A 22,519-nucleotide genomic window follows, 5' to 3' on the forward strand; every position below is an offset into this window, starting at 1 on the left:
AACCTCAGTTTTTGTGCATGCCTCCTCGATTTTTGTGCATGAAACCCAAAGTTTTTGTGCATGCCTCCTCGATTTTTGTGCATGAAACCCCAAGTTTTGTGTATAACCCCTCCATTTTTGTGCATGATCCCCGCCGCCACCTCGACGCACGCACCCCCAACAAAAAAAACACCCCGACAACAACGTCAGGGTGCTCGTGAGAAAAAAACTGGTCACAGTAACCGCAACTGCTCTTCTTCTCCTAAACGAATTAGGGCATCGGGGTCTTCTTCTTGGAAGTAAGCTTTTTTGATGTCTTTTGTTTTTTGCATGACGGCTCGCACGCCGTCTTCGGCTTGGCCGAGTTTCATGCTGTAGATCACTGGGAAGTAGTCACGGACGAATTTCCCTTCGGCGTGGGCGGTGACGGCGATGATTTGAAAACCGAGTTGTTCGGCGATAAAGAAGACGGGCTCTAATACGTGACTGCTCGATGCTTGACCGAACGGGTTGTCGACAATCACTGAGCGGTTGCGTTTGCCGCGTCGCTGTTGCACTTGATCTTGCTTTTCAGCCAAGTAATTAAGCAATCCTAAAAATAAGGTCATGTTTTTGCTCCACTTTTCGCCGCCGCTCCAGCGATTCGATTCTTCCCAAGATTTCGGTGCGTTGCTTAAACGCCCGTCATTACTCACTTTTCGGCATTTCACTTTCACTGTGTCATTGCCCATCACAACGCGCAACAACTGCTTAACTTGCACTTTTTGCTCGATCGCTTTGCGGATGAGGCTCGGGTCTTCTTTGCCGCTTTCATCCTTGTACTTATCACTGTCTAACTCGTTGATCATCCAATTGATCTGCTCACGGAGGGATTGTTTCCCATCTTGCTCATTCCATTCAGGCACCGTGAATTGATAAACAGCTTTCGTCTGTTCACCGACGCGTACTTTCGTTTTGTTAGGAATAAGCAACAATTCGGCGCGAATGTCAACGAGATAGGCGTGCAGTCGCTTGATAAACTCCTCGTAATCTTCATGGTAGTGACGCAAACTCGCTTCCGAGGTTTGAATGATCCGCTCCGTCTGATGACGAATGCGCTCGTACCACTCGCGAATATCAGCGTATGTCTCATGTACGCGAATCCCTTCCTTCGCTTGATGCAACAAGCGTGGATCACTAATCGTTCGATCACAAAACTGGCGGTAATCTTCCTTCGCATCAACAACCGCCTGCGCTCGCTTTGCAAATACATCCTGACTCTGCTGCAATTGCTGCTTCCGCTCCTCAATCACACGCTGTTTCTGATAAGCAATCTCATTTTGCTCACGATCCGAAAGTGGCGCCGCTTCGATCGCACTTTCCATAAACCCGTATGCCGCATTCGCAATATCCAGGTCATGGATCGCTGTGGTCACACTCTCCTCTTGTTCCCGCAGCTGCTTCTCCGCCTTTTGTAACGCCCGCTCCTGCTCAGCTAACGACGCCCGCACACGCTCAAGTCGCTCTTTCTCCTCATCAAGCGGCAACGAAAACGACGCAAGTTCAACATCGGGATACGCTTTTTGGAAACGTTCACGTTCGTCCAGAAATAAGGCTTGTTTCTTTTCATATTCCGATTTAACAGGTGATACGTTCTCCGCTTGGGTTTCCTTTGCATCTGCCAGTTCAATCCTTTTTTCGCGAAGGCGACTTAATTCGTCATCGCCGTATATCGGGAACTCCAGCAAACGTTCGAGGTTGTCACCTGCTTCAGCTTCAACTTCAGCTAGACGTGCGTGTAAATCGTCGCGTTTTTTGAGCGCTTCTTGGATTTGAACTTGTAACACTTCACGGTCTTGCTGCTCGTCATTCAAACGTCGGGTCAGCGCCTCTTTTCTGGACGCCAGTGCTTGTAATCCTTCATTTGTCGTTCGAGGAGACACGTCCCCTAAGTCCTCAAATACAGGATTCGCAGCCCAATTCTTCCATTGCGACTCGACTTCAATCGCTTCCTCTTTTAAGTCTGAAATGACTTCGCGAATGCTCGTTAACTCTTTTTCCGCCTCTTTGCGGGCGATCTCATTATGTTGGTGCTTCTCTTCAGCTTGTTGCTTATCAATTCGGCCTTGCCGCAAGCTTTTCGCTAGCTTTTGCCCCTCTTTACAAAGGTGCAACCGTTGTTCAAAAACCGGCTTCGCACTTTCTGCTTCTTGCTGTTGTTGTTTCTCTGTTTCAAGCTTTTTCTCCAAATCGATCCGCGCATCATCACAACGTTTAATCGCATCGCGGGTTTGCGTTAATTTTTCATCACATTCGCTCACTTCTTGTTGGAGACTTTCGTACTCATCATGAGGATGCTGATTAAAAAAGTGACGAACATTTTCAAGGGCTTGCGACCAGGTTGTCACTTCGTTATCTTTCTCATCACGATAGTCACGCACTTGTTGGCTCCTCGCCTCGTTGGCTTGTTTCCAGTGCTTGAAATGTTCTCGGTCGACATTGTCTTCCCAATAAGCTGGTACAACTTTCAAGGAAGACGACTGCGCACGCCCTTGTTCACCGCTACCGGTAAGGGTGTTCAACCTTGTACGTGCTTCAGAAAGCGCATAAATGATTACTGGATAATAATTTTCGTCCTTTTTCTGTTCGAGCTTTTTGTAAAGGGTATGAACTTCCGTGTCATCGGAAACGACGAGCACATTCGTCCACGCTGACCAATCGACGGACTGACCCTCGATATCACCTTTTTCTTGTAAACGTTCCAGTTTATCTTTCATCCAAGAGGTACCGATCTCTAAATAATGAAATTGATCTTGCCAACTCTTCACCCAGGCAAAGAGTTGCGGGTCAGCAGTAAAAATGTCATTGTCACGATAATCATCCACCCAACGGAACACGCGTCGTTCTTCTGTTAACAACGCTTCTCGTTCGTTACGCACACTTTCCACTTTCTCCTCAAGGCGATTTAAGATTTCCAACTCTTGACGATACAAACTTTGCACGTTTGAAAGGTCCGGGAAAAGTGATAGGATGTTTGCGCGCACCCGCTGCATTTCCTCATCCCATCCCGCTTTCTTTTCGTGTAAGGATGCAGATGTTTGGTTTAGTTCACGCTCTTCTTCACGATATGCCTGTAAATCTTGTTCGTATCTGTCTTTCTTGTTTTCATATTCTCGAATCGTTTGATAACGGTCATGAATTGCTTGTTGTAAATCTTCAATGCGCTTGTTTAATTCCGTTTCTTTTTCGGTGAGCGCTTTTTCTCCTTCAACTTGCAATTCATTTTCGATGGTAGCTAAGCGCTCTTTGCGATCAGAGATTTTCGTTTCTTTAGCGGTCACTTCACGAGCCCATTTCGCTTCTCCTTGACGGAAAGCTTCAATTTTTCCTTCGATATCCGTTTCTTCATCTTGTTTCGCTTCACGTTGTGACGTTAATTGCTGCCGCTTCTCATCAACGTCCTTCTTTTCCCGCTCATACAAACCGCGCAAGTATTGCTTGACTTCATCTAGTTCAGATTGCAATGCCTCAATCGTCTCATCTTTTTCTAGTTGATCGTATTGCACTTGAAGTTCATGAAGCACGCCTTCATTTTCTTTCATATCGCGTTGAACTTGAGCGAGCCTTAATTGCTGATAGCGATTCTCGGTCGTTTCGTATTCTTGAGCGATCCGGTCATATGCTCGTCGTTCCGCTTGCAAACGTTCTTCGACTTCTTGGAAAGACTGTTCTTTCACGGCCACTTCTAATGCATGTTCCCTTCTCTTCAAACGATCCGTCTCGGTTTGATGTTCTTTTCGTTTACGTTCGGCGTCTTGCAACTTTCCTTCGAGCTCCGCTTTTTCTTGTGTTAACGCATGGTGATATGCTTTTGCTTTTTCTTTCACTTTCGTTAACTGTTTTTCTGCTTCATGGCGGTGTTCATACGTTTTCACGAGCTGTTCGATCTCTTTTTGAATCAGCTTTGTTTGCTTCACTTTTTCTTGAAGTTGATTGTATTCTTTAAAATAACCGCGTTGGCCTTCAAGCATATCCGCAAAGTCTTTCGAACCATCTCCAGATAACGCTTGTTCCACCGTTGGAATTAAGAGGCGGTCGACGAGTTGTTGCGTCGTTTCACACTTTTTGAAAAACTGTTCGACATCCCCTTCAGACGCATTAATATCTGCGATTTTCTCCCATTCACGAGCGACGATTTGATACGCACTTCCGAGGTGCTCGTGAAAGGCTTTATCCGTCGAAAACGTATCCGCCGTCATATACCTTGATTTCATATCGTGATAATAATCCGCCATTTCACCAGTACTAGCAGGACGTTCTCCACCACTTGATGCCTCACGAGCAAACGGCAAGTGCTCAATGGCGTGGGCGTCCCCTTCTTCATACTCGTACGCATAGCGGTAGCGCTTGATCTCATCATCCTGCATATAAAGCGTCACCGCTGTGACCGCATAGCGCCGTGGGTGATCGGACAAAATCCACTCGATCGCAATGTGAGCGGGACTGCCTTGTAGTTGCAACGTGTCTTTTACTTTTCGGCCCGCCACCTCGAAGTTTGGCAAAATCGCCTGAATCGCCGTTTGAATAAACACCGTTTTCCCGCCGCCATTTTCTAAAATGAGCACACCATTGTGACCGTCAAAACGGAAAAGATCATCGTTGTAGCGCTTGTCGCCACCTTCATAGACGACATTCGTAAAACGAATTTTTGAAATCGATGGCATTATTCATTCACCTCCGCTTCTTCCCATTGATACATAAATTCAAGGATCCCGCGATTATGTTCAAGGTCCATATAATATTTTTGCACGATCACTTTCGCTTTTTCTGTCAACGTTAATTCGTGATTTCCAATATCATCAACAAGTCCTTGGTCCTCGAGAAACTGCTTTACCCCATTTAAAAAACCGAGTCGACTTTGCGTACGACGGTCCTGCTTTTTCACCGTTTCTTTCAAGTCATCAAGTTGGTCCCATTTTTCTAGAAGCAAACGCCAGTTGTACTCATGATCTTCCTCCGCACGAGCGAGCGTCTCTTCATCGTGACCACGAATGACGTCAAACCGTTCATTGAGCTGGTCGAGCCACTCACTCAAAGACGTATATTCAAGCGTCGGTTCCATCGTTTGATAACTGTCGTAAAACATCCCGAACAACACGATAACCGCAAAATACATAAAATAAAGGTCTTCATTTTTCGCGCTCGCTTTCAAGTATCGTTTCTTTAACGTGTCATTTTTTACGTGATACATCGACGTCGTCGCTTTCGGTACCAAATACATCTTTTCCCCAGCCGTTATAATGACACACTCCACTTGCTGCGCAAAAAGGTCGAGCACTCCGCGCACAGCATCATCACCAAAATAGGTCCGTAAATCATCTTCATGCGTCTCGCCATGAGCGGCCAAACGTGAAAAAATCGCAAATGCTTGTGTGACTTGCTCCTGATCATATCGCATCGAATTCCTCCCGAACAAAACGTAACTGAAAATCGCTCATATAATGACCTTCAATATGAAGGACCTCGTTCGTCTCATTACAAATGACTTTTTGTACATCAAGGTCCAACGTCGCAACAGCCCTTTCAAATAAATCGCCTTCTTCTTCACTTCCCTTTAACTCCGATACATCAAGGGGAGAGCGTTGATGTAAAATGAGCCAAAAATCATAAAACGAACGGTGCGTAAGCCAATCGCCGAGACTTGCCTCACGCATGGCAACGATGATCTCTTGCACCGTCATCTCGTCACCTTTCATCACCGAAACAATAAAAGCCATGATGCGCGCAAAATTTTCTTGTTGTGTTTCACGAAATTGTTCTTCCTTGCCTTCTTCCGAAACACCAAGAAAGGACGCTTCTTCCTTTTCTTCCCCTGATTGATTCACGAGCCGTTGCCGCTCAAAAACAGCGAGCGGTGACCACCCTTCCGTTTTCTCTAACGACAGTGTCGGATTCATCAGCACACGCGCCGAAGACACAGGCAACGGGGAGGCAAACACCCGCGCCGTTAAATCTTGCGCAAAATTAAACGACTCAACACCAACTTGATAAATCGCCTCTTTCGCCGATTGTAAAACGGTGTAATTTAACTCGATGCTCCGTTTTAACAACATACTATGCTCGTAGTGAACATCACCGAGCTCCTTATCGATCCGAATCATCATCCGATACGCCTTCTCATCGCGCTCAGTCTGTTTTTTATAATCAAAGTGCTGCCTCGTTTCACGAACGAATTGCTGCAACTCTTGAAACTCTTCGTCTTCCCGCTTCAAACGTTCATGAATGTCGTTAATCATCGATTCATAACGCGAAAACGTTTCCTCGGAAATAATATTACGTTGCACTTCGTGTTTTACTTTCTGCAAACGCCCTTGTAACTCTTCAACATTCAAGCGCATTTCGTCAATCTGCCTAAGCGCATTGGCAAACTCACCTTTTTCCAACTGTCGACGTAAAAGCAATTGATTGATCGACAATTGAAACTCACCGTAAAACTCTTTCGTCGCAAACACGAGCTCAAGCCCATGTTCATCAAGCGTATAATACTGACTGTACGTTTCAATATCATGCTTGTCCGCTTTCAAAAATTTATATTGGAGCGTTCTCTCTTCACCCGCCTCCACATCATCATACGTCGTCACATAACCCTTCCCACCTGGTGGACGGAACGTTTCCACGACGACGCGCGCGTACGATTCATAAGCTTCATCACTCAATTGCCAAGACTCGTGAAGTGTACGTTTATAAAACGCCGCTAACTCACGAACTCCTGTTTTATAATTGCGATTCAATTTTTCATTGAAAAAATATAATAGCGCAAGCATTCCTAGAGTAAAGTAATCAATCACGCGTCCGTTCTCATCTTTACGCTTCAATTGTTTTAAATCATAAAGCGGCTGCATCAAACGAACCCGATGGATCCGCTCACCATAACCGCGAATCACTGAACTTACGAGCTCATCCACTCCGCGTCCCTCCAAATCTGTTGTAACGTTGATTCTTGTAATGCTTCTTGGGGTATGTATTGATCATTATTGAGGATTAGACGTAGTTTTTCTTGAGATAATTCCGAAAAAGAAGCCGAAAACCGCACAATCGTTTCTGACTCATTTCTTTGCTGATTCTTGCCACTGTATGGAGGTGTAGAAAGAAGCGCCTCATAAAACGGCACAGCCGGAATCGCCCCACAGCGCTCATTTACCGCCGACCAAATATGAATCCCTTCTTCATCCAAATCACCAAAATAATAGTAAATGTGCATCGCCTCTTCCGCATGAAGTTGACTCGGAAGCGCATCAATATTCGCCACAACACGCCACCCCGCACCATATACAAGACTCGTAAACGGCGTATCTGGTAACGCCCGTTTTAAATGATGATACGTCGTCTTATTTTCAACGATCAGATGAACGTGCTCACCACGGTCACCTTTCTTTATATCCACAGAGACCATTAGCGGGTCTGGGTTCGCTTCTAGTTTCATCACATCCAATAAGTTCAGCTTCTGTAGCAAACGGATACCCCCGCGCTCGAGCCACTTCTCATCCCCCGTAATATCATACGAACGTTGAGGAAGCGAAGCATCTCGTTCAGGCAAACCATTCGTTTTTAAGTAACGGTCAATCTGCTGTAGATAAGGGAAGTCTTGATTCCAAGCTTTTTCACCAAGACGAAAATATTTATCAATCGGAATGTTCGGGTGAAATGAAATCAGTGCATCTTCCAATTGCTCACGAAACGATTGATTGAGCGCTGTGTGATTGATTTTAAACGCATAAGGAAGCGACGGTTTACGACCATTTTCCCCACTCGCTTTAACCGGAATGAGTTTTTCTTCTTGTTGCAGTGATACAACCAGCTCAGCGAACGCTTCATATGTCATATGTGACGGCATCATTTGTTCTAACTCATTTAACGTCAGCTTCTTTTTACGACGATTTTTCAGTTGTTCAATGAGTTGCTCTTTCATCAAAATCACACCTATTATTTAACAGTCTATCGACCATTTTCTAGTATCGACACATTGATTCTTATCTAGACAACGTATTTTCATTATATCATAGACACTTTGAATGATTCGTCTAAGGTGCGCGTTCGTTTCACGACTCACTTAGGTAGGCATTTAGTCCCGACTCACTCATAAAGAATGAATGTCCTCATTCAAAATAAGATATTGAAATCCAAATAATGAATGGGGCCTCCACTTCAGACGGACGCTTTCCCGAGGACTTGTCTTCAGCTAACTTATGCGATGGCCTTGCCTCGCATAAGTGGATCTTCAGACTGCGCTTGATCCTCTGGGAGTCACCGTCTTTCGTTTCAGCCACCTTTTATGATCCGTATATGAAATTGATTCATAATGTCTAAAGTTTCACTCATAAACCGCTCATCTATCTCGACTCATCGAAATTATCATTCGCCCCAACAATTAGGCGTTCTTCTTCACAACCTTTGTGAACACTGCTCATCCCAGCGAATACCCTAAACTATATGCCATGACCCAGATATGGAGGTGAAGTTTTACGTGACTTTGCAAAGTGATCGCTCTGTTGGAGACATGATTGGAAACATCATTGATACAAACGAAGCGTCAATCACAGGGGATAACACCTATGTGCTTCTATATGATGAAGAATATCGTTTACTAAAAACGACCCTCACAGATCACGAAGGAACTTTTCAATTTGCAAACATGACAGTGGGCATTTATTTCGTTTCAGTAAGCAAAGAAGGATTCGTCACCGAAAATGTCGCCGTACAAATCGAAGAAAATCAAACGAAAGACATCACGATCACGTTACAAGCAAATCCCGCGACATTAACAGGGTATGTCCTCAATGAAGAAAACGAGCAACCCCTTCCAGATGCGACAGTCGTGATTCGCGATATGAGCGGATTCATCCTTGGATTTGATCACACCGACGAACAAGGATCTTTTTCAATCCATGGCCTACCAGGCACAACACTTACATTCACCGCTCGCACAGATGATTTCGGTATACTTTCACAAACCATCATTTTATCAGCGAACGATCATCGCTCATTAACCGTTCACTTATCAAAATCAACCGGATCACTTACCGGCGTTATCAAAAATGAGGAAACCTCTGAGCCCATGAACGGAGCCACCGTGAAAATTTTAGATGATACAGGCGTCCTTATTGAAAGAGTCACAGATTCCGCTGGCACATACGACATCAACCTTTCACCTGGTCAATACACAATCGTCGCCACCAAAGCTAAATATACCAGTCAAACAGAAATGATCACGATCAACGACAATCAACAAACAACCACCCACTTCTCACTGACAAAAAAACCATCCACAATAAACGGCACAGTGCGAGACGCCAACACACAAAAAATCATTCAAGGAGCCATGGTCATCGTCCGGCACCCATCACCAGCTGGGCCGATCGTCAGGACGACCATCACAGATACAAATGGAAACTACACCCTCAACGGACTTAGCGCAGATACCTATTACATCATCGTATCCGACCTCCATTACGGATCCGATACAGCACCAGTAACCATCGAGGCCCATGAAACAGCTACAATTAACTTTGATTTAGAAGAACGTGAAGCTGTCGTTTCAGGTATGGTGACTTCCGCTTCGAACAGTGAACCGTTAGCGAACACGGTTATTCACCTTTTTGACGACAAAACACAAATTTTGATCCGTACCCTTAAATGTAATGGAGATGGAGAATATTTAATCGAAGGAGTGAGCGCTGGACAATACCATATCGTCGCCGACAACCCAAATTACCAACAAGCAACAAGAGCAGTAGAAATTAAATCAGGCATCACCCCGATTGTGAACTTCGCGTTGCAAGAAAATCTAACAGAAAATAACACCACAACGACCAAACCGATCACAGAAGACAACGAAACAACCGACACCGTCACACACCCTGATTCAAATGAGGAATACCATTTACCAACATTAGAACCGGGTGAAGATACCTCAAAAACAACATATCCATGGCCAACAGACGAAAACGACACAAACACAACCGATATCAACCTAAACCCATGTATGTTCACGCAGCCATTCGTACGTTGCCATTTAACAAACGAACACGGTGAAATTGTCAAAAAAAATGATCCTCAAGCGATTACCTGCAACATTCTCCGGCGCGAAAACATCTCAGTTATCGTAGGTGACGAAGAAGCCACTTTACAAAAAGTTCACGCTCAAATTCGGGGGTGGGTCGTCGTCACCGTTGAAAGTGCCGAAGGAAGAATGGTGACAAAACCATTACCATTTTCAAAACTGCAAACCTTTATTTTATGCGCCCCTAAAGGGACGGACATTCATTGTCGCCTCACGACGTTTGAATGTGAGCCGACACTGATTTGCAAAAATGATGTAGATGGAAAGCCGATATTCCATGGACTACACTTAAATGTTCACTTTTGCTTAAGTGTTCAGGCAGAATACGAGGCGGTCGTGGAAGTGAACGGAAAGTTCTGCTCGCCGCGTAAGGAGTTTGAAGAGTCCGATGAAACTCTAGCGGTTACTGACATGGAAGTGGAATTACGCGAACCTCATGCGATCCGCACAACGAAAGTGTACGACTGGATCGTTCGTGAGGTAGAAGTCGAAAAAGTTTGGCGTGCTGAGGAACGGAGACTCGAGTGGGCGTTTTTTTAATGCTAGGGGCGTTTTGCCCCCTTTTTTCATATATAAAGAGACACCGTCAGCGGTGCCTCCATCGTACACAATCATTCAAGAGAAGAAACCAAAAACGTAATGATTAGAACACCTAAGATGTAAATCAGTGGCACGGACATAAAATACATTAATCGCAATCTGAGACCATTCAAATCGCCCACTCCTCCCACCACTTTGTAAGGGTTTTCATTTCATTCGTTAAAAATCCATCCCTCTCTTTCATTATACAAAAATTAAACTGGACAGCCCTATAATATTGAAATGTTCAAGAAAAATTCATATGCTTAGACCTTCCCGACGCAGTGAACCTCTCCCTCTAAACCTCAGATTATAGAAGGGGAATGCGTCGCTATATGTCGTTCAATTTACCGCAATTTGACGCCCCGATCGTCAAATCAGGAGAAACATTCTTTAAGAAAACATCTTTTTGTTTTCATCCTATTTAAAGATGGGTTCGGATTAACGAAATCAACAACAAAGTGAACGACTAAAAAAGGAGGACGGTTGTCCTCCTTTCAATGAATATATGAATTAAAACATACTTCTTAAGAGCCGCTCCAACATCGCTCGTGTGTGGACAAACGCATTATCCATATGAAGGCGTTCAGTCCGTTGATGAGCATCTTTGCCAAATGGACCAAGATTCAAGACAGGCGCCTGCAATTTTGCCATCATATCAAACGGAATTTCATATGTGCGCCCCCAAACAGGTGTATTCTCTTTATACGCCTGCATCTCACTCTCACCATCGTGACCATTCACGTAACTCAAATCACAGATACCATTAAAATAATCAGTCTGTGCTAGATCAACACCACGGTGACCTGCTTCATCTTTCACTTGTTTCAACCACTCCAACAGCTTCGGATCGTCAGACGTATTCACTGCCGGATAATATGGAGGTGCAAATAGCACGACAATCGCTGGCGCAAGCTCTGAACACTCGGTCATCAGTTTATCTGCAACCGCAAGTGACTTGTCCCGATCGTCGAAATCTTCTCGCTCCGTCACCTCAGTTACCCACGCATCAACCTTTTTCTTGCCAAACTTCCCCTGCGCATGACGTAAAAGCTTTTCGTAACGTAAAACTTGCACATCTCCAACTCCAGCAACCTGTTCCCGCTCACACAACGATTTATAGCGAGTATTACACTCTTTCGCTGCTTTTTCCGCCTCATCGACAAATAAATCGAGAACATCAGACGCATTTTTCTTCATTATAAATACGTTGTATAGTGCAGTAGCTCTGTATGGCGTTTGCGTCGAATAATGAAACTTCAAGTCCTTTTGCGAAAGAGAAACTGGAAGCGGCGTCGATTGCTTGCCGATCGTTTCTCGAAACCGATCGTTCCACTCGATCCGCTGCGTCAAAAAAGAAGCAATGTAATTCGCCGTCATCCCCCTGAGCGGTTCGCCAACATGCGTTTCTTTTCCGTAAATCAGCGCCGCCGGCATCATTTTACCCATCGTACCTGTATAAAAGTAGTGCGTCTCATCACCTGGACCTTGAGCAAATGACGGCTCACTATTTAAAAATAGCGAGTAATCAAAACGATGCTTTTTCCGTAACCGGACCAGCTCCCTCGTAGCAGCACGCATCCCCGCTGAATTCACTTCCTCATCAGGGACAGTAAGTAACACAAGATTGATCGGCCAGCCCTCAACACTTGCCTTCTCTAACAACGACATATGTAAAGCAAGCCCGCCTTTCATATCCATCGTCCCACGCCCAAACAAATACGCCCTAGATTCGAGATCAGCCCGCGCCGCTTTCGGCAACACGTCCTTTCTGTCGCCCAACGCCTCCGTCAAACGATCAGGTTGAGTAGCCAACGGCTCCAAGCCACCATACTCATCCGTCTGCACCGTATCAAAGTGACTCATTAACACAACCGTCTTTTTCGCATCATCATGCTCATATACCGCCGTTAAAAACGAGCGCCCCTCATCAACACCATGCAGCGACACCGCTTCTGGACGTTTATTAAAATAATCCAAACCCAACAACTTCCCCCGCAACTTATAAGGAAACACCCTCTCCCCATCAGACAACGTAACACTCTCCCAACCAACTAACTCACACACCAACTCACGCATCTCCTCAGACGTTTCCCATAACCTCTTCTTCACCAAACTCCCTCCAACTTGTCGTTATTGAATTTTCAGACAAATATAAACTCGATCCCCACCTATGTCAAATCAATATTCAAACCCTTTTGGAAGAAGAAGAGACATTTACAATATCCTAACTTCGCTTTCCATCAGTATCAATACACTACTTCTCACAAGTTGGCAAAAAAAAAGGATAATATGAGTGAAAATTACACACATTAATACCGTAATTAGACGACAAATAAGTTCTAACCAAAATATTTTTATTGCGATATATATTGTTTTTGTTATAATTACATCTTGTGTGATTTGGGAAGGTTAATAAACAAATCACTCACATTCGATAGGAGGCTAAACTTTGAATCAAAATCATAAGATTGATTGGCCCGTTATGGCCATAAGTGGAGGATTGTTAATTGCGTTTGTCATCATGTCTTTAATCAATGCATCATTTGTCACTGACATGGTAAACACGTCATTTCAGTTTTCTGCGGATTATTTCGGTGCCTTTTGGCAAGTTTTCATGTTACTAACTTTTATCATTGCTTTAATTATAGGTTTCTCGAGATACGGTCATGTAAAACTCGGAAATACTGAAGATGATCAACCGGAATTCAGTACATTCAAATGGATTTCCATCATTATGTGTACATTATTAGCAGGAGGAGGCGTTTTTTGGGCAGCTGCTGAGCCAATGAACCACTTCCTTACAACACCCCCGATGTATGACGATGTCAGTGGAACGGCGGATGCTGTTATCCCTGCGTTAGTCCAATCATTTTTAGACTGGGGCTTTCTCGCTTGGGCGATTTTAGGTACATTAAGTGCAATTGTCCTTATGTATGGACATTACAATAAAGGTATGCCAATGAAACCACGTACCCTTCTCTATCCGATTTTCGGAGAGAAGATTATGAAAAATAGTGTCCTTGGTACGTTGGTCGATGCATTTTCAATCATCGCCGTTGCGGCAGGTACAATTGGTCCAATCGGTTTCTTAGGCCTTCAAGCCGCTTACGGTTTAGATGCATTGTTTGGTATTCCGAACACTTTTACAACACAAATTATCGTTGTTTTAAGCTTGGTTGCCATTGCTTCAATTTCCGCAGTTACAGGTGTTCACCGGGGAATCCAAATATTGAGCCGTTATAACGTGATCTTTACACTCATTCTCATCGTACTGGTTCTTTTACTCGGTCCTGGTGCATTTATTATCGATTCCTTTATCGGTGGCTTCGGTGTTTACACGAGAGACTTTCTAATGGTGAGTTTATATCGTGGAGACGCTGCATGGTTATCGTTCTGGACGATTTTCTTCTGGGGTTGGTTTATCGGCTACGGTCCGATGATGGCCATCTTTATCAGTAGAATTTCCCGCGGAAGAACGATTCGCCAGCTTGTTGTAGCTGTTGCGGTCATCGCTCCGATTGTGACAAACTTTTGGTTCACTGTTGTCGGTGGATCAGGTATTTTCTACGAACTGCAAAATGCCGGATCCGTTTCCGACCCGTTAACTGAAGGTGGAATGCCCGCTGCAATGATGGCGATCATTGAACAAATGCCATTCGGAACAGCACTTGCTGTAGGTTTCCTTCTCGTTACAATTATTTTCGTAGCGACAACAAGTGACTCAATGTCCTATACAATTTCCATGGCCGTAACTGGTGGCGGAAATCCAGCAAAAGGTTTACGTGTATTTTGGGCAGTACTTATGGGCGCAGTCGCGTCAGTTCTTCTCTTCCTCGGAGAAAGTAGCATCAGCGCACTACAATCATTTATCGTCTTTAGCGCTGTTCCAGTGTCCTTAATCTTATTGCCAACACTCTGGCTCGCACCGAAAGTAGCCAAAACAATGGCCTACGATCAAGGCTTAATCCCTAAACCAGAACCAAAAAAACAATAAACACAAATGAAGCTAGGAGATGATTCTCCTAGCTTTTCTTTATTGAAGTAAAGGGTAGGTGCTACCGAAGTAGCACCTACCCTTTAATACTGCACAGCATCACAAGAAAAACTGAGCAACACAGATGAAAGGAACCCAACCACCTCCACTTGCTCTCGATTCGTATAGAAAAAACGAACTAGGTTCAGATGGGGATATAACACTTCTCCGCGCATTCTCAAGATATTTTTTAACAAAACTTAAGTACAAAGTTAAAATTAACAAAATGTTCACACAATTCATCCGAACGCTATGTTATAATACAATTAAAGAAAAGATAAAAACATTTCGTTAACACCATAGGAGACTCAACCATCCAAGTTGGTTCCGTTTTAAATAAGCGCAAACCAATGAAGTGTACAGAGCAATCTGTAGTAAGGTTGAAAGTCTTGGCTTATGGAATGAAGATTAGTTTTCAAAATGTGTAAAACGTAAATAGCTAATCACAAACATGAGCCTGAAACGACAAAACAAATGATAAGGTTATCTTGCAAGTCATTAATGACACGAAAATAACCTGTCTACGTTTCCTGCGAAACAAACGGAACAAACACACATCACAAGCCCTAATAAGTGATAATCGTTAAAACAACGATATCAAATTAACCGCAACAAGTTTTAAAAGTGATGTGGGTTGGTTGGGTCCCCTAGGGTGTTAACAAAACGAGAACCTTTAGCACATGCTAGAGGTTCTCGTTTTTTTATGCAAAAGGCAACCAATAGGAAAAGTTACCTTCCTATTGGTGCTCCGGCTTCTTTGTTATTTCATTTGCACAATGATTTACGCCATCATTGTTTCCATGTCTGTTTCTACTTCATTAATGCCGCTGATGCCGAACTTTTCAACAAGCACGTTTGCAACATTCGGTGAAAGGAAAGCTGGTAGTGTTGGACCAAGCTTAATGTCTTTTACGCCGAGGTGTAGAAGTGCTAACAATACGATAACAGCTTTTTGTTCATACCAAGCAATGTTGTATTCGATAGGTAGTTCGTTAATATCGTTAAGTTCAAAGATTTCTTTTAGTTTCATCGCAACAACAGCTAAGGAGTAAGAGTCGTTACACTGCCCTGCGTCAAGTACGCGTGGAATACCACCGATATCATTAAGTGGTAGCTTGTTGTAACGGTACTTCGCACAACCTGCTGTTAGGATGACTGTATCTTCTGGTAGTGTTTGTGCGAAATCTGTGTAATATTCGCGGGACTTCATTCGGCCGTCGCAACCTGCCATCACGAAGAACTTACTGATCGAGCCTGATTTCACTGCGTCAACGATTTTGTCTGCAAGTTGCGTCACTTGGTTGTGAGCAAATCCGCCGACGATCGTTCCTTCTTCGATTTGAGTTGGTGCTGGCAATTGCTTCGCGTGCTCAATGATTTCTGAGAAGTCTTTCTTGCCACCTTCTTCACGTGGTTCGATATGCTTAAATCCAGGGTAACCTGTCGCACCTGTTGTGTAGATACGGTCTTGGTAGCTCGCTTTCGGTGGTACGATACAGTTTGTTGTAAATAGAACTGGCCCGTTGAAACTTTCGAATTCTTTCTTCTGTTGCCACCAAGCGTTTCCGTAGTTACCAACGAAGTGGTCATACTTTTTAAACGCTGGGTAGTAGTTCGCTGGCAACATCTCAGAGTGTGTATAAATGTCTACACCTGTACCTGCTGTTTGTTCAAGTAACTCTTCGAAGTCTTTCAAGTCATGACCACTAACTAGAATCGCTGGATTGTTGCGAACGCCAATCTCAACTTCTGTCATTTCTGGGTTTCCGTAAGAAGATGTATTCGCTTCATCTAATAACGCCATTACATCTACACCATACTTACCAGTTTCCATTACTAATGCAACGAGGTCATCAGCACTTAGTGAATCATCTTCCGTTGCGACCAATGCTTTTTCGACAAAGTCAAAGATCTCTTCATTTTGGTACCCTAAGTTGTCAGCATGCTCTGCGTAAGCAGCCATTCCTTTAAGGCCAAATAGTACTAAAGAACGCAAACTACGCACGTCTTCATTTTCTGTACCTAAAATACCGACTGGCGCTTCTTCGGACTTCGCTTCATATTCATGACGCTCAGCCGTCCAAGTTGCATAGTCTTGATATTCCTTTTCTGCGAGTGCATCTTTTTCTTCTAAAGCACTCTTGATCGCTTCACGTGTTTCTATAGCAGCATCGATACGCTTAGAAATTGACTCGTCGTCGAAGTTCGCGTTCGTAATTGTCGAGAACAATCCGTCCATAATTAAACGATCCGTCTCTGGACGATTCATTCCAATCATTCTTGCTTGCTGGTTAAACTCAGCAACCCCTTTTAACGTATAAATTAACAAATCTTGTAGGTTCGCTACTTCACTCGTTTTACCACAAACCCCAACATCCATGTTACATCCAATGTTCTTCATCGCTTCTTGACACTGATGACAAAACATACTCATATGATAAAAACCTCCCCTAGCAAAGTTCATCGTCTGATTACAATGCTAGATTACATGATTTATAACATCTATGTAGTGATTTGAATCACAACGAAACAATCGCCGATAAAACGTCACGTTTCTGTCAAAAACACAAAAAACAGCTGACCCACCATCCGGCCAGCTGTTCTTCTTTATGTTAAACACTTTTTACAAAATCCGAAAAATCAACGGCAACCGATAATACTCCCCATGATATGCCTTCACTGCACCAACAATCGTAATAATAAATCCAATAACCGGAATAATAAACGCCAAAAAGATCCCAACCAACACCATTGTTAAAATAATTGCAACAACCATATACACCATAAATGAAATGGTAAAATTAAAATACTCACGCCCATGGTGATCAATTAATTCCGATTCATCCTTCTTCAAAAGCCAAATAATTAAAGGACCAATAATCGTAGTAAAAAAACTTAACAAGTAAATCAACATCGCAAGCAAATGTTCATCCTTCACTTTTAAACTTCACCCCCTTTTTTGAACGATCAGTCTTTCCATTTTACAAGATTCCCATTCTCATATCACCACTTTAATTTCGGTGTTCATTTTCAACTATCAATACTACATTCTTTAGTATAGTAAACATAGCTGGAATAAGTTCCTACATTTGTTTTCTTAACCAAAAGAAATCCGCTCATAAAATGCCTGACTTTCGTTTATAAACGGCCTTGAGCCCCCGCTTCCACTAATAAATCCACAAGGTGAACTGCCCGCATCCGATCCTCCATGCCATCCTTTTTAATCCCTAAGTTCATTTGTAATAAACAACCAGGGTTCGTGGTGACAACGAGTTTTGGTTTGACTTGGCGCACATCATCCATTTTTACCTCAAGGACATCCATCGAATCCTCATAGTTTAAGATATTATAAATACCGGCTGATCCACAGCAAAAGTTCGGATCCTCTAACTCATTGAACGTCACCCCAGGAAGTTTCTTAAGTAAACGATAAGGTGGGTCGATCACCTTTTGCACATTCGTCATGTGACAAGAGGGTTGATAAGTAATCACTTCATTCACTTCATTCGTGAACTGAAGCCCATCTAACTCAACAAGAACTTGGCTAATGTCTCTCACTTTTTCCACAAACGCTTGCGCCCTTTCTTGCCACTCAGGCTCATCATCAAATAAATGATGATACTCAATCAAATGAGCGCCACATCCTCCAGCATTATTAACAATATAATCAACGCCCTCTTGCTCAAATGTTTCAATATTTCGTTTCGCCAATTCCTTTGCGTCCCCGATTTTTCCAGAGTGAGCGTGCAAAGCACCACAACATGTTTGCGCTTTAGGTAAAATGACTTCCGCACCAGATTCAACTAATAAATCAACGCTGTTTTTGTTCGTTTTAAAAAAGATACTATCCATAATACAACCCGTAAAAAATGCCACTTTCGCTTTTACAACTCCCGCAGGCTTTTGATGATTTTCCCGCTTCCGTCTCTCAACCGGGGAAGGAAGATCTGGTAGCACTTGCTCAAACTGATCTAAGTTTAGTGGCGCAACGGACGTGAGGTTCAGTTTTTGAGCGAGTATTTGCATCCCACTTGATTGATAAAACCACGACGCATCACCGATCCAATCCATCCACTTTGCTGAAGGAAATAATTTGTTAAAGATGACATTCTCAACGACGTTCTGTTTTTTCGTTTTCGGTAATTCTTCTTCCAGTACGGTCTTCGCTCCTTCAAGGATTCGTCCATACTCGACATTCGTCGGACATATGGTTGTACAAGCTTGACAGCCTAGACACTTTTCAATCGGCTCTTGTAAATCTTCGGCACTTATTTTTCCTTCTGCATACATTTTCACGAGGTTAATACGACCTCGCGGAGAGTGGGTTTCTTTTTCCATCGTTTGATACGTTGGGCAAGCTGGCAAGCAATAGCCGCATTGAACACAATCAAACGTTTTATCATAGTTGATTTTCTCTCGGTGACGAATGTTGTTGTTACTCATCTCGTAACACCAACTTTTGCCCAGGTTCAGCAAAGATTTTTCCTGGATTCATAATGTTATTAGGGTCCCAACTGTCCTTGATCTTCTTGAGCATCTCAATTCCTAGTTCGCCAACTTCATCTTCCATAAATGGCGCTTTTAATGTGCCGATGCCGTGTTCCCCAGATAATGTACCCCCTAATTCGATCGCCGCTTGAAAAATCTCCCCAACCGCTTCTTCAACGCGCATCATTTCTTCTTGATCCCGTTTGTCGCACATGATATTCGGATGTAAGTTACCATCCCCTGCATGACCAAATACAACGAGCTCAATCTCATATTTCTCTTTGATATCATTAAGACGATGTATCATCTCTGGAATTTTACTTCGCGGAACCGTCGCGTCTTCAGATACCTTCGTCGGTTTCACAGCCGCAATCGCAGGGGAGACCATCTTGCGCGCTTTCCACAGGTTCGCTGCTTCTTTGTTCGTTTCTGCGAGAACGGTATAACGAGCGCCAACGCCTCTTACAATCTCGTCGACGCTTTGTATTTCCTTTTCTAACACATCAGGATGACCGTCTAATTCAATAAGAATAATCGCCTCCGCATCCGTCGGTAATCCAAACGGCTGAAAGTTTTCCACACTTATCGCACAATTTTGATCCATTAACTCCATCTTAGAAGGTAAGATCCCTGAAGTAAGCGTCTGCGATATCGCTGCCCCAGCTTCGGCAATATCATCGAACACGGCCATCATCGTTTTTGTCGCTTGAGGCTTTGGCAACAATTTTAACGTCACTTTCGTTATGATCCCTAGCGTCCCTTCAGATCCAACAATCAATTTCGTTAAATCATAGCCCGTCACATTTTTAATCGTTCTCCCACCGGTATTCATCACCTTGCCTTCTGGCGTGACGACTTCTAGACCAATCACATAATCCTTTGTCACACCATACTTTAATCCTCGTGGACCACCAGAGTTTTCGGCGAGGTTGCCTGCAATCGTTGACACATGCGCACTGCTCGGGTCCGGAGGGTAAAACAACCCATGTTCCTCCGCTGCTTGATTGATATCAGCTGTCAAAACGCCAGGCGATGCGACAACGACTAAATCATCATGATAAACCTCGAGGGTATCTGTCCACAACGTCACATCCAAAACCATTCCACCATGAACAGGTAACGACCCGCCACTTAAAGATGTTGCCTGCCCACGTGGGTATACGGGCACTTTATACTCATTGGCAATTTTCACAACAGAAACGACTTCTTCTCTAGCTTTCACTTGAATGACGGCTTCAGGAACAAATGTGCCAAATGATGCATCAAAACTATAACTATACAGATCGGAAATGTCTGTCAAAACCCTTGATTCATCTATGACTTCTTTTACTGCTTCTTGCCAATTTCTCGACATGAACCGTCCCTCCTTTTAATGTTCAACAACTGTTTTGGATTGACTTGAACCATTTGCGTAATTTGTTCTTCGCTTACCCTTTGTTTAAGCAAACACTCAATGAACTCACTGAGCCCTTCAACCGGTGGGATGTTGTGTGCTTGGCCGTAATCGGTAACAAGTACACAAGACGCAGCACCCAAACGCTGAATTGAAGCTGCCATCTCTTCTATAGAAAGATCATTAAAATCTGGACCACACGCGAGATAACATTTTTCGATCATACACCCTCTGTTCGCCAACGTTTCTTGAAGATCAAGTGGGATTTTCGCAATCCCTAAATCAGCGTGTTGAACGAGAACCTTTTTCACACCGATTTGGAAAGCTTCTTCACTCAAGACATCTACTTCTTTTGGAGACAAGTGCCCCGTTGCCAAAACAATATCTGCTTCAGCAATGAGTGAGAGCATTTCATAAACTTCATCCCTTAGCACACCACGATCATTAAAGATCGTTAACGATGGTGCAGTCATATCTAGATGTTTTTCACTATTAAAAAAACGTTCTTGTCGATGTTGACGGAAATACGCCGCATGTTGCTTAGCAGAAATCGTCGGCATCCAAACTACCTTGGCACCACAACGAATCGCCATATCAACGGCATCAGGCGACAACCCACCACTGTAAACATTACAGACGAGCCCACCGTAAACATGTAGGTTCGGATATTGCTCCCGAATTAACGCAGCACGGTCATATGTCTGCCCTTCATGCGCTTTGATCACGACCCCAGCCATTCCTGCTTGCCAGACATCTGCGACCAATTCCCAATCCGTTTGCCTACGCGGAAATACACTCGGTGAGCTATGAACGTGTAACTCAATTGCATCTTTTAAAAGAGGGTGAAATTTCCTCGCCATGTCGCTTTCCTCCTAGCCAAACGACTGTGTCGAAAGTTTTCCAGCTTTAAAACTGCGCGTGAAAAATTGATGCAATGCTTCCACTAACCTATGAAACTCTGGATGACCCTCATACATGAAATCATTATGCTTTCCTCGAATTTGATAAAATGTTCTCGGCTCTGCAGCTGCTCGTTCCAAATGACACGCTTCGTCATATGGATGCAAAATGTTGTTCACACCATGTCCAATAAACAACGGAGCTGGTGAAACATTCGCAACGACACTCTCAACATTCATGTCGATAATCGAGTCCGTAAATGATAACCTCGTTTGCTCGCCAAACCCCTCCACATGCGCTAGCTCCTTTTGAACATAATCAGCCGTCGCTGGGTCTAAAGGATAATGGATGAACGGATCCGCTAGCGCCGATTTGCCTTTTGTCACCCGTAATATTCGATCTTCTTCTAACGTCTCGACAATATCAATCCAATCTTTATAAGCATGGACAGACTTCAGCCAACGCTTCCCATCATAAAAACCATTCAAAGCCGCAACAGCCGCCACGTTTTTATTTTTCGCCGCAACTTCAATGACATTTGAAGCCCCCATTCCCCAACCAATCAAACCGATACGCTCAACGTCCACATTCTTTTGCAGCTGGAGAAAAGTCAACGCATGTTGAATATCTTCTACTTGGTCTCGAACATGTACGCGCCCTTTTTCCCCTTCACTATCAGCAAACCCCCGATAATCAAAACCAAGACAAATATAACCTTTTTTTGTTAAATACTTCGCGAATAACCTCGGGTAAAACTTATTAACCCCCTGATACCCAGAAGCCGGAATAATCGCAGGTCGCACATCCCCCTTTTGAAGATTATCCGGATAATAAAACGTACCACTCAACCGATAACCTTCACTATAAAAACTCACTTGCTTTTCAACCATCATTTGCCGCCCTCCCAATAGATGAAATGTCAGCTCGATTCATCCAAAGGAATTTTTCATTTGTGACAATCGAAACGACCTTGGGCGTGTAAGTTTCGGATTACATGAAAGCTACGCATCATTGAACATAGCTCTCCATTCCTTTGTCATCTATA

General features: G+C 43.6%; 13 protein-coding genes. 2 read left to right on the top strand and 11 right to left on the bottom strand.

Going from position 1 to position 22,519, the window contains the following annotated elements; genetic code table 11:
* Positions 1–212: 212 nt before the first annotated feature.
* The 4 genes from HNQ41_RS02480 to HNQ41_RS02495 are packed head-to-tail and all read right to left on the bottom strand — an operon-like array spanning position 213 to position 7,927.
* Complete coding sequence (locus tag HNQ41_RS02480; RefSeq protein ID WP_184662848.1) at positions 213–4,682, bottom strand: coiled-coil domain-containing protein; 4,470 nt, start codon at positions 4,680–4,682, stop codon at positions 213–215.
* Positions 4,682–5,416, bottom strand: coding sequence for a DUF6063 family protein (locus HNQ41_RS02485; protein WP_184662849.1), 735 nt, complete (start codon positions 5,414–5,416; stop codon positions 4,682–4,684). Before HNQ41_RS02485 ends, HNQ41_RS02480 begins: the two co-directional genes overlap by 1 nt.
* Entirely contained in the window at positions 5,406–6,923 is a 1,518-nt protein-coding gene (locus HNQ41_RS02490; protein WP_184662850.1) for a replicative DNA helicase, read from the bottom strand. The genes HNQ41_RS02485 and HNQ41_RS02490 overlap by 11 nt, the downstream gene beginning before the upstream one ends.
* On the bottom strand, positions 6,908–7,927 hold the full coding sequence (locus tag HNQ41_RS02495) for a Wadjet anti-phage system protein JetD domain-containing protein (RefSeq protein WP_184662851.1): 1,020 nt from the start codon (positions 7,925–7,927) through the stop codon (positions 6,908–6,910). Before HNQ41_RS02495 ends, HNQ41_RS02490 begins: the two co-directional genes overlap by 16 nt.
* 555 nt (positions 7,928–8,482) lie before the next feature.
* Between HNQ41_RS02495 and HNQ41_RS02500 the strand changes: the two genes are divergently transcribed.
* Positions 8,483–10,618 carry a BMQ_0737 family morphogenetic spore coat protein gene (locus HNQ41_RS02500; protein ID WP_184662852.1) on the top strand — a complete coding sequence of 712 codons (2,136 nt, stop codon included), beginning with the start codon at positions 8,483–8,485 and terminating at the stop codon, positions 10,616–10,618.
* 552 nt (positions 10,619–11,170) lie between these two features.
* On the opposite strand, the gene HNQ41_RS02505 is transcribed toward HNQ41_RS02500, so the two are convergent.
* A complete protein-coding gene (locus tag HNQ41_RS02505; protein WP_184662853.1) occupies positions 11,171–12,769 on the bottom strand; it encodes a M20/M25/M40 family metallo-hydrolase in 1,599 nt (532 codons plus the stop codon).
* Positions 12,770–13,142: 373 nt separating this feature from the next.
* On the opposite strand from HNQ41_RS02505, the gene HNQ41_RS02510 reads away from it, so the two are divergent.
* Positions 13,143–14,654: a BCCT family transporter gene (locus HNQ41_RS02510; RefSeq protein ID WP_184663078.1), complete on the top strand. Its 1,512-nt coding sequence runs from the start codon at positions 13,143–13,145 to the stop codon at positions 14,652–14,654.
* An 820-nt stretch (positions 14,655–15,474) separates the two neighbouring features.
* Here the strand turns inward: HNQ41_RS02510 and hcp are convergent.
* The 6 genes from hcp to HNQ41_RS02540 all read right to left on the bottom strand — a co-directional run bounded on the left by hcp (position 15,475) and on the right by HNQ41_RS02540 (position 22,367).
* Entirely contained in the window at positions 15,475–17,127 is a 1,653-nt protein-coding gene (gene hcp, locus HNQ41_RS02515; RefSeq protein ID WP_184662854.1) for a hydroxylamine reductase, read from the bottom strand.
* Between the two features lie 189 nt (positions 17,128–17,316).
* The gene (locus HNQ41_RS02520; RefSeq protein WP_184663079.1) at positions 17,317–17,607 is read right to left on the bottom strand and encodes a DUF4870 domain-containing protein; all 291 of its coding nucleotides are present in this window, start codon (positions 17,605–17,607) and stop codon (positions 17,317–17,319) included.
* Between the two features lie 224 nt (positions 17,608–17,831).
* A complete protein-coding gene (locus HNQ41_RS02525; protein ID WP_184662855.1) occupies positions 17,832–19,136 on the bottom strand; it encodes a (Fe-S)-binding protein in 1,305 nt (434 codons plus the stop codon).
* Positions 19,129–20,535, bottom strand: coding sequence for an FAD-binding oxidoreductase (locus HNQ41_RS02530; protein ID WP_184662856.1), 1,407 nt, complete (start codon positions 20,533–20,535; stop codon positions 19,129–19,131). The genes HNQ41_RS02525 and HNQ41_RS02530 overlap by 8 nt, the downstream gene beginning before the upstream one ends.
* Positions 20,508–21,434 (bottom strand): DUF6282 family protein, encoded by a 927-nt coding sequence (locus HNQ41_RS02535; protein WP_184662857.1) that lies wholly within the window; start codon positions 21,432–21,434, stop codon positions 20,508–20,510. Before HNQ41_RS02535 ends, HNQ41_RS02530 begins: the two co-directional genes overlap by 28 nt.
* A 12-nt stretch (positions 21,435–21,446) precedes the next feature.
* Positions 21,447–22,367 (bottom strand): alpha/beta hydrolase, encoded by a 921-nt coding sequence (locus tag HNQ41_RS02540; protein ID WP_246421462.1) that lies wholly within the window; start codon positions 22,365–22,367, stop codon positions 21,447–21,449.
* Positions 22,368–22,519: the final 152 nt, after the last annotated feature.

It is taken from the genome of Texcoconibacillus texcoconensis (assembly GCF_014202575.1).
In the GTDB taxonomy this organism is placed as follows: Bacteria; Bacillota; Bacilli; order Bacillales; family Salisediminibacteriaceae; genus Texcoconibacillus; species Texcoconibacillus texcoconensis.